This is a genomic window from uncultured Abiotrophia sp. (genome assembly GCF_938010525.1).
Taxonomy (GTDB): Bacteria; Bacillota; Bacilli; order Lactobacillales; family Aerococcaceae; genus Abiotrophia.
In genome coordinates this window covers 23,628-31,696 of record NZ_CALLVK010000003.1, presented here as the reverse complement: position 1 = coordinate 31,696, position 8,069 = coordinate 23,628, and the positions used below count along the sequence as shown (strand labels likewise).

The 8,069-nt window shown below is 49.3% G+C and carries 8 protein-coding genes and 1 pseudogene; 7 read left to right on the top strand and 2 right to left on the bottom strand.

Annotated features, from left to right (window positions below):
- The 6 genes and pseudogenes from Q0339_RS00340 to queA all read left to right on the top strand — a co-directional run.
- Positions 1-470: pseudogene (locus Q0339_RS00340) on the top strand (DNA mismatch repair protein MutS); the annotation flags it as partial.
- Positions 471-501: 31 nt separating this feature from the next.
- The gene (gene mutL, locus Q0339_RS00335) at positions 502-2,484 is read left to right on the top strand and encodes a DNA mismatch repair endonuclease MutL (protein ID WP_298076787.1); all 1,983 of its coding nucleotides are present in this window, start codon (positions 502-504) and stop codon (positions 2,482-2,484) included.
- Positions 2,481-2,918: a peptide-methionine (R)-S-oxide reductase MsrB gene (gene msrB / locus Q0339_RS00330; protein ID WP_298076786.1), complete on the top strand. Its 438-nt coding sequence runs from the start codon at positions 2,481-2,483 to the stop codon at positions 2,916-2,918. The genes mutL and msrB overlap by 4 nt, the downstream gene beginning before the upstream one ends.
- A gap of 5 nt (positions 2,919-2,923) precedes the next feature.
- On the top strand, positions 2,924-3,511 hold the full coding sequence (ruvA, locus tag Q0339_RS00325; protein WP_298076784.1) for a Holliday junction branch migration protein RuvA: 588 nt from the start codon (positions 2,924-2,926) through the stop codon (positions 3,509-3,511).
- Between the two features lie 13 nt (positions 3,512-3,524).
- Complete coding sequence (ruvB, locus tag Q0339_RS00320) at positions 3,525-4,553, top strand: Holliday junction branch migration DNA helicase RuvB (RefSeq protein ID WP_298076782.1); 1,029 nt, start codon at positions 3,525-3,527, stop codon at positions 4,551-4,553.
- A gap of 8 nt (positions 4,554-4,561) precedes the next feature.
- A complete protein-coding gene (gene queA, locus Q0339_RS00315; protein ID WP_298076781.1) occupies positions 4,562-5,596 on the top strand; it encodes a tRNA preQ1(34) S-adenosylmethionine ribosyltransferase-isomerase QueA in 1,035 nt (344 codons plus the stop codon).
- A 72-nt stretch (positions 5,597-5,668) separates the two neighbouring features.
- Here the strand turns inward: queA and Q0339_RS00310 are convergent, their stop codons facing one another.
- Positions 5,669-6,022 (bottom strand): helix-turn-helix domain-containing protein, encoded by a 354-nt coding sequence (locus Q0339_RS00310; RefSeq protein WP_291427665.1) that lies wholly within the window; start codon positions 6,020-6,022, stop codon positions 5,669-5,671.
- A gap of 23 nt (positions 6,023-6,045) precedes the next feature.
- Positions 6,046-6,198 carry a DUF4044 domain-containing protein gene (locus Q0339_RS00305; RefSeq protein ID WP_023391959.1) on the bottom strand — a complete coding sequence of 51 codons (153 nt, stop codon included), beginning with the start codon at positions 6,196-6,198 and terminating at the stop codon, positions 6,046-6,048.
- Between the two features lie 190 nt (positions 6,199-6,388).
- Between Q0339_RS00305 and gndA the strand changes: the two genes are divergently transcribed.
- Complete coding sequence (gene gndA, locus Q0339_RS00300) at positions 6,389-7,834, top strand: NADP-dependent phosphogluconate dehydrogenase (protein WP_298076780.1); 1,446 nt, start codon at positions 6,389-6,391, stop codon at positions 7,832-7,834.
- The last annotated feature ends 235 nt before the right edge of the window (positions 7,835-8,069 follow it).

Sequence of the window (8,069 nt, the reverse complement as noted above, 5' to 3'; positions counted from 1 at the left end):
CGATTACCGAGTATATCCATGAACATATCGGAGCCAAGACTCTATTTGCAACTCACTACCATGAATTGACTGATTTATCGACTAAATTACCAGTTTTACGCAATATTCATGTGGGGGCCACCGAGCAAAAGGGCCAAGTGGTCTTCCTACATAAGATTTTGGAAGGGGCTGCTGATAAGAGTTACGGGATTCATGTCGCCAAACTAGCAGGCCTGCCACAATCTCTATTGGTTCAAAGCCAGGAAGTCTTGCAGGAATTGGAGTCTAACAGCCAATGGCTGAGACGCCAAGAACCAGAAAGTGACGGCCAGCTTTCGCTCTTCGACCTGCCGGCGACTAAGCCTTCGCCTAAGGTTTTGAGAGAAGACCAAGAGCGAGTGCTCAAGCAATTGGCTGATTTGGACATTAACCAATTAACACCACTCCAGGCCTTAGAAGGCCTAGCAGCCATGCAAGATCAATTAAAGTAATTTTCTAAGAAGTATTGAAAGGAGGGATTTCATGGGCAAGATTCAACAAATGCCAGAAGCTTTAGCCAACCAGATAGCGGCCGGTGAAGTCGTAGAACGTCCCGCTTCGGTTGTTAAGGAGTTAGTGGAGAATGCCATTGACGCAGGCGCCCAGACCATTCGGGTGGAACTGAGGGAAGCGGGGATTCAGCAGGTTAAGGTTATTGACGACGGGGAAGGCATGGATGCTGAAGATTTGGCCAAGGCTTTCTTGCCTCACGCCACCAGCAAGCTCTATGATGTCCATGACCTCTTTCAAATCAAATCACTGGGTTTCCGGGGTGAAGCCCTAGCCAGTATTGGGTCTGTCGCTAAGGTCCGGGTAGAATCCATGCAGGCGGGCGCTGAGGCCGGTCACTATATTGAGATTGCGGGTTCTCAGGTGCAAGCCCATGGCATGACCAGTGCCCGCAAGGGAACGACCTTGACCGTAGATAGTCTCTTCTATAACACGCCAGCACGTCTTAAGCATTTGAGTAGTCTGAAGACAGAGCTCAAGCATAGCTTGAACTTTATTCAGGATATTGCCATGGCCTATCCCGACATTCGCTTCCACTTGGTCAATGACGGCCAAACCATCTTCCAGTCCTTCGGGACAGGGGACTTGCGCCAGACCATCGCCAATGTTTATCAACCGGCGCTAGCTCGTCAGCTTATAGGCCTAGAAGCGGAGAATCTGGACTTCAAGATTAAGGGCTATATTTCACCACCTCAGTTGACCCGGACTTCCAAGCACTATATCCACTGGATGATTAATGGCCGGGCCGTTCGTTCCTATGCCTTGACTGAGCTCTTGCTACGAGCCTATGGTCGCCAACTCATGATTGGCCGCTATCCTTTGGCCGTCATCGCTATTGAGTTAGATCCTCGTCTAGTAGATGTCAATGTCCATCCTACCAAGCAAACTGTCCGCCTTAGCAAGGAAAGCGAACTAGGTCAATTGCTGACCCAGGCGGTGGTGGAGAGTCTAGCCAGCCTCAACCCTGTGCCCAATGCCCAGGTTCAAGAACTGGCAGGTGGTCGACTCTTCCATCAAACAAATCAAGCCAGCCCTCAAGGTCCTCTAGCAAGCCAAGTCGTGCCTCTGGACTTGGACGGTAAGGGGAAGGAGCCGACATTTGACTCGGCTTATGATGGAGACGATGACTTAAGGTCTAGCCAAGCAAGCCAACCAAGTCAGCCAGCTCAATCAGCGCCAGTCAGCCGGGTGGCTGAAAACTTAGCGCCTGATTGGCAGGAGGGACAAGTGGAGCCGGTAAGCAAGTTTGAGGAATTAGAGCCTAGCCCTAGTCAGCCAGTTCAAGCGACACCAGAGGAGTCTCATAAGGAGACCCAAGCTCAACCTAGTGGCAGTCAGGACTTACGCCCAACTTTTGGTCACTTACGCTATGTCGGCCAGATTCATGGCACTTATTTGATTGCGGAAAGTCCAGAAGGCTTCTACCTGATTGACCAACATGCGGCCCAAGAGCGGATTCGCTATGAGGCCTTTATGAAGCAGGAAATGGACACCAAGACCCAGCAAACCCTCTTGTTACCTTATCTCTTCCACTTTAGCCCAGCTGAGTTAGCAGGATTAGACCAAGTCTTGCCAAGGCTGGAAGAACTGGGCATTGTCTTAGAAGCCTTTGGACCTAAAACCTATCAATTGGCTTCTTATCCAACCTGGTTGGAAGTACATGAAGTGGAGCAGACGGTGCGGGATCTGACCGAACGCTTGGTCAAACAACCAGATTTAAGCATTAACCAAATCAAGGAAGCCGCCTTGATTATGCAGTCCTGTCGGGGCGCGATTAAGGCCAACCACTACCTAGACGATCGTCAGGCTAGCTACCTTATTCAGGCTTTGGATGGTTTAGATGATCCTTTCCACTGTCCACATGGCCGGCCAGTCTTTGTCCAAATTACCGACAAGACGCTGGAAAAACTATTCAAACGGATTCAAGATCCACACCAAGGAGGTCACCAATTATGAGTCAAGAACAGTACCAAGAAGCCATCAAGGGCTTGAATGAAATTCAATATAAAGTAACCCAAGAAAATGCCACCGAACGTCCTTTTAGTGGCGAGTACGATGATTTCTATGAGAAGGGCATCTACGTGGATATAGTCAGCGGCGAGCCGCTCTTCTCAAGTGCCGCCAAGTATGATGCGGGCTGTGGCTGGCCGGCTTTCTCTAAGCCAATCCAAGCCTCTGAAATTGTCGAAAAAGAAGATGCTTCTCTGGCTAGAGTGCGGACAGAAGTGCGCTCTGCCAAGGCAGACTCCCATCTGGGCCATGTCTTTGGGGATGGGCCTAAGGAATTGGGCGGTTTACGCTACTGCATCAATTCAGCAGCCCTACGCTTCATCCCTTACGAAGAAATGGACCAAGCTGGCTATGGCGACTATAAACAATACGTGGAGTAATAATAATGTATGAATTTATCCAAGGGGAGCTGGTCCAAATCCAGCCCCTTTATCTTGTAATTAGCGCAAATGGTGTGGGCTATCGCCTGCTGTGCGCTAATCCCTACCGTTGGCAGGGGGAATTGCACCAGCAAGTCCTCTGTCCGGTAGAATTAGTGGTTCGAGAAGATGCCATGACCCTCTATGGTTTCCGTGATCAGCAAGAGAAGCAACTCTTCAATACTTTGCTTAAGGTATCGGGTATCGGACCCAAGAGTGCCTTATCCATCTTGGCCTTGGACGACCACGCTGGCTTAATTCAAGCCATTGATTCAGGGGACTCTACCTACCTGACCAAGTTCCCAGGTGTGGGCAAGAAGACCGCCCAACAAATGATTTTAGACCTAAGCGGCAATCTGGATTTCCAAGCTCATGCCCAAACGCAAGCAGCGGCTCCAGTCAGCCAACAACATTTAGAAGAGGCCTTAGAAGCCTTGGCTGGCTTAGGCTATTCGGCCAAGGAAATCAAGAAGGTTGAAAAGCCACTGCAAGAAGCTGGCCTGACTTCCACACAGGAAATGCTGAGTGCGGCCTTTAAGTTATTAAGAAAGTAGAGGAGGGGCGACCATGTCTCATGATGAACGTATGCTGTCGGGTAACTGGCAGCCGGAAGACGAGGGGAATTTACTCAGTCTACGGCCAAGTCGCCTGTCTGAATACATTGGTCAGTCCAAAATCAAAGACGAAATAGCCATCTATATCCAAGCAGCCAAGCAAAGGGAAGAGGCCTTGGACCATGTCTTGCTTTATGGGCCACCAGGTCTAGGTAAGACCACCATGGCCATGGTCATCGCCAATGAGATGGGGGTGGGGCTCCACACGACCAGTGGCCCCGCTATTGAGCGGTCGGGTGATTTATTGGCCTTGCTCAATGAATTAAGCCCAGGCGATATTCTCTTCATTGATGAAATCCACCGCCTACCTCGGGTCATCGAAGAAGTCCTCTATTCGGCCATGGAAGATTATTTTGTCGATATTATTATTGGCCAGGGACCTTCGGCTCACCCAGTCCACTTTGAGTTGCCTCCTTTTACCTTGATTGGGGCGACCACACGGGCAGGTTCCCTGTCCAAGCCTTTGCGGGATCGCTTCGGTATTGTCTCCCACATGCAATTCTATACACCGGATGAATTGGCTCTGATTGTAGAACGGTCTGCCGATGTCTTCGAAACGCGTATTGATTCTGAGGGGGCGCGGGAAATCTCCTTGCGCAGCCGGGGGACACCACGTATTGCCAACCGCATTCTCAAACGGGTACGTGACTTTGCCCAAGTTAAGGGCCAGGGCGTGGTCGACTTAAGGATGGCCCAAACCGCTCTAGAAGTCCTGGAAATCGACCAATATGGTTTGGACGCTATCGACCGTAAGATTCTCAGTTGTCTGATTGAGTTTTATGGTGGTGGCCCAGTAGGCCTTAATACCTTGGCCGTCAATATTGGTGAAGATACCGAAACCCTGGAAGATATGTACGAACCTTACTTGGTGCAGAATGGCTTCATTCAGCGGACCCCACGGGGCAGACAGGCGACCGCCTTGGCCTATGAGCACCTAGGTTATGCCTATCCCAACCCAGATGATAGAGAGAAAGTAGAGTAAAGCTAGAAATGTTAACAACCAAAGATTTTGATTATCACTTACCAGAGCACCTAATCGCTCAGACGCCTTTGGCGGATCGGGCGGCTTCGCGCTTATTGGTTTTAGACCGCCAAACGGGCCAAAAGCAGGATTTGCACTTTGATCAAATTATTAATTTTCTCAATCCAGGTGATGCCTTGGTGGTTAATGAGACCCGAGTTATTCCGGCCCGCCTCTTCGGTATCAAGCCGGAGACTGGCGGACACTTGGAGGTCCTGCTGCTTAATAACACCCAGGGCAATCAATGGGAATGTTTGATTAAGCCCGCTCGCCGCGCTAAGACAGGGACCCAGATTGTCTTTGGCGAGGATGGTCGTCTGACTGCCACTGTTGTTTCTGAAGGGGACCATGGGGGCCGGATTATTGAATTTTCCTATGAGGGGGTTTTCCTAGAAATCCTAGAATCCCTGGGTCAAATGCCCCTGCCACCTTATATTAAGGAACGTCTAGAGGATGCGGATCGTTACCAGACTGTCTATGCAAAGGAAAATGGCTCCGCGGCTGCCCCAACAGCAGGGCTTCACTTCACCGATGAATTGTTAGAGGCAATCAAGGCCAAGGGAGTGGAAATTATTCCCCTAGTCCTACATGTGGGCTTGGGCACCTTCCGTCCAGTCTCGGCTGATAGCATTGAAGACCATGAGATGCATGCCGAATACTATCAATTAAGTCAAGAATCAGCTGACGCTATCCAGGCCGTTCAGGCGCGTGGCGGGAAGATTTTTGCTGTAGGGACTACCAGTGTCCGAACCCTGGAAACCATCGCTGCTAAATATGATGGTCAAGTTCGAGCAGATTCTGGCTGGACTCAGATTTTTATCTCGCCTGGCTTTGGATTTAAGGTAGTTGATCACTTGATTACCAACTTCCATTTGCCATGTTCCACTTTGGTTATGTTGGTATCAGCCTTCTATAATCGGGAGGCAGTCCTAGCAGCTTATGAGCATGCGGTGGAGGCGGAGTATCGCTTCTTCAGCTTTGGCGATTCCATGTTAATCTTATAAAAATAAGCGTCTCCCTGGGGAGACGCTTTTTTATTGGCTAGCAAAAAAGGTTAGGACAGGTTGGTCCTAACCTTAGGAATGGTCACATTGTAAATGTTGGCTACCCCAGTCCTTCATGGCACTGATGATGGCTACTAGACTCTGGCCTGTATCCGTCAGGCAGTAGGTGGAGCTAACTTGATTGGCTTGCGACTCCTTGTGATTGATAATCAAGCCATTGGCTTCTAGAAGCGCTAATTGTTGTTTGAGCATCTTGGGGCTGGCGCCATCCAATTCCTTGTGGAGCTGGCCAAAGCGTTGAGGTCCCTGGCTGAGGATTTCAATGATGCGGGGTACCCATTTCTTGCCCAGGAGAAGGGCCAAGGCTTCGCTGGCACATTCCGTTTTGATTTCAGAATCTGGCGTATAGTAGACTACTTGCGACATGGCGACCTCCTTACAAGATAGAATTAGCGGTTAATGAATGACAGGATGACTGAGCCGACAAGGGTGCCGACCATCAAGAGGACCATGAGAATAGCTGTAACGCGGACTAGTAGGTCCATTTTGCTTCTTTTCTTTTTAGGGGCGGAAGGATAGTTCCGCTCATGCAATGACGACATTAGGACGCCTCCTTTTGTAATTTCAGCCCTAATTTTACCCCAAAGGCTAGTGACTTTCAATCCCTTTGACCTAGAAGCAGAATTTATCAGCTATTTCTGGCACATATTAAGCGCAAAACTTTAATCATAGGTCCATTTATGCTAAAATAAGACCGTTAAAGTAAAAAGACAAATTGGAGGAATTGGATCAATGACTAAGCAACAAATTGGTGTTGTTGGTATGGCCGTGATGGGTCGTAACATTGCCTTAAATATTGAAAGCCGTGGCTACAGTGTCTCACTCTATAACCGTACTGGCTCTAAAACGACTGAGGTTTTGGAACAAAACCCAGGTAAGAACTTAGTAGGGACCTACACAGTAGAAGAATTCGTTAACAGCCTTGAATCGCCACGTAAGATTCTTCTTATGGTTCAAGCTGGCCGAGGAACGGACGCAACCATCGACGCACTCTTGCCACACTTAGACAAGGGTGACATTGTCATTGATGGTGGGAACACCTTCTTCAAGGATACCATTCGCCGTAGCGAACGCTTGGCCGAATTAGGCATTAACTTTGTCGGGACTGGGGTTTCCGGTGGTGAAGAGGGTGCCTTACATGGTCCTTCTATCATGCCGGGTGGGCCTCAATCAGCCTATGAATTAGTGGCGCCAATCTTGCGCGATATTTCAGCGAAAGCACCTGAAGATGGTGAGCCATGTGTGACCTACATTGGCGAAAATGGTGCGGGTCACTATGTTAAGATGGTTCACAACGGGATTGAGTATGGGGACATGCAGTTAATCGCAGAGTCATACGACCTCTTACACCGCGTGCTTGGTTTGTCTGCGGCTGAAATTTCTCAAATCTTTGGCGAGTGGAACAAGGGTGAGTTGGACAGCTTCCTCATGGAAATCTCAACTCAAATCCTAGCAACCGTCGACCCAGCAACTGGCAAGCCAATGGTAGATGTGATTATGGACCGGGCAGGTAACAAGGGGACAGGTAAGTGGACTTCTCAATCTGCCTTAGACTTAGGGGAGCCTTTGTCACTGATTACGGAATCTGTCTTCGCACGTTACATTTCAACCTTCAAGGAAGAACGTGTGGCAGCCAGCCAAGTCATTCCTGGGGTAGATTTCCAAGCTAACTTATCTGAAGCAGATAAAAAAGACATCATTGAAGCCGTGCGTCAAGCCCTCTATTTCTCTAAGATTGTCAGCTATGCCCAAGGTTTCGCTCAAATGAAAGCTGCTAGCCAAGAATACGGCTGGACCCTCAACTATGGCGAAATTGCCAAGATTTTCCGTGCAGGATGTATCATTCGTGCTAAGTTCTTGCAAAAGATTACCGATGCCTACAGCAAGAACCCTGACTTAGATAACCTCATGTTGGATGACTACTTCCTCAATATTTTAGGTAGCAACCAAGCTGCGGTTCGTCGCGTGGTGACCTTAGCCATTCAAGCAGGGATTCCAGTGCCAACCTTCTCAAGTGCTTTGGCCTACTATGATTCCTACCGTTCAGCAGTCTTACCTGCTAACTTAATCCAAGCGCAACGCGATCTCTTTGGGGCTCACACCTACCAACGTGTAGACCGCCCAGGGACCTTCCACTTCCACTGGAACCAAGGTCGTGAGGAGCAATTAGAAGACTAAAATAGTCTAGCCAAGTCCATAGGACTGTGATACAATACCAACTAGAATATGCAGTAAGCAGGAGAGAGTAGTCTGTCCTAGCCTCAGACAGCGAGCCGGGATGCTGAGAGCCGGTAGAGGTCAACAGATGAAGCGCACTCTTGGATACTATTTAGGTGAAGGGCCGAGGCCTGTTAGCCTAAGTCGGAGCCCACTCCGTTATCAAGTATAAGGGTTGCCCGCCGTCTGCCGGCAA

Excerpts from the sequence above, each read along its gene's own strand:
- mutL (WP_298076787.1), top strand. The coding sequence starts at position 502 with ATGGGCAAGATTCAACAAATGCCAGAAGCTTTAGCCAACCAGATAGCG.
- msrB (WP_298076786.1), top strand. The coding sequence starts at position 2,481 with ATGAGTCAAGAACAGTACCAAGAAGCCATCAAGGGCTTGAATGAAATT.
- ruvA (WP_298076784.1), top strand. The coding sequence starts at position 2,924 with ATGTATGAATTTATCCAAGGGGAGCTGGTCCAAATCCAGCCCCTTTAT.
- ruvB (WP_298076782.1), top strand. The coding sequence starts at position 3,525 with ATGTCTCATGATGAACGTATGCTGTCGGGTAACTGGCAGCCGGAAGAC.
- queA (WP_298076781.1), top strand. The coding sequence starts at position 4,562 with ATGTTAACAACCAAAGATTTTGATTATCACTTACCAGAGCACCTAATC.
- Q0339_RS00310 (WP_291427665.1), bottom strand. The coding sequence starts at position 6,022 with ATGTCGCAAGTAGTCTACTATACGCCAGATTCTGAAATCAAAACGGAA.
- Q0339_RS00305 (WP_023391959.1), bottom strand. The coding sequence starts at position 6,198 with ATGTCGTCATTGCATGAGCGGAACTATCCTTCCGCCCCTAAAAAGAAA.
- gndA (WP_298076780.1), top strand. The coding sequence starts at position 6,389 with ATGACTAAGCAACAAATTGGTGTTGTTGGTATGGCCGTGATGGGTCGT.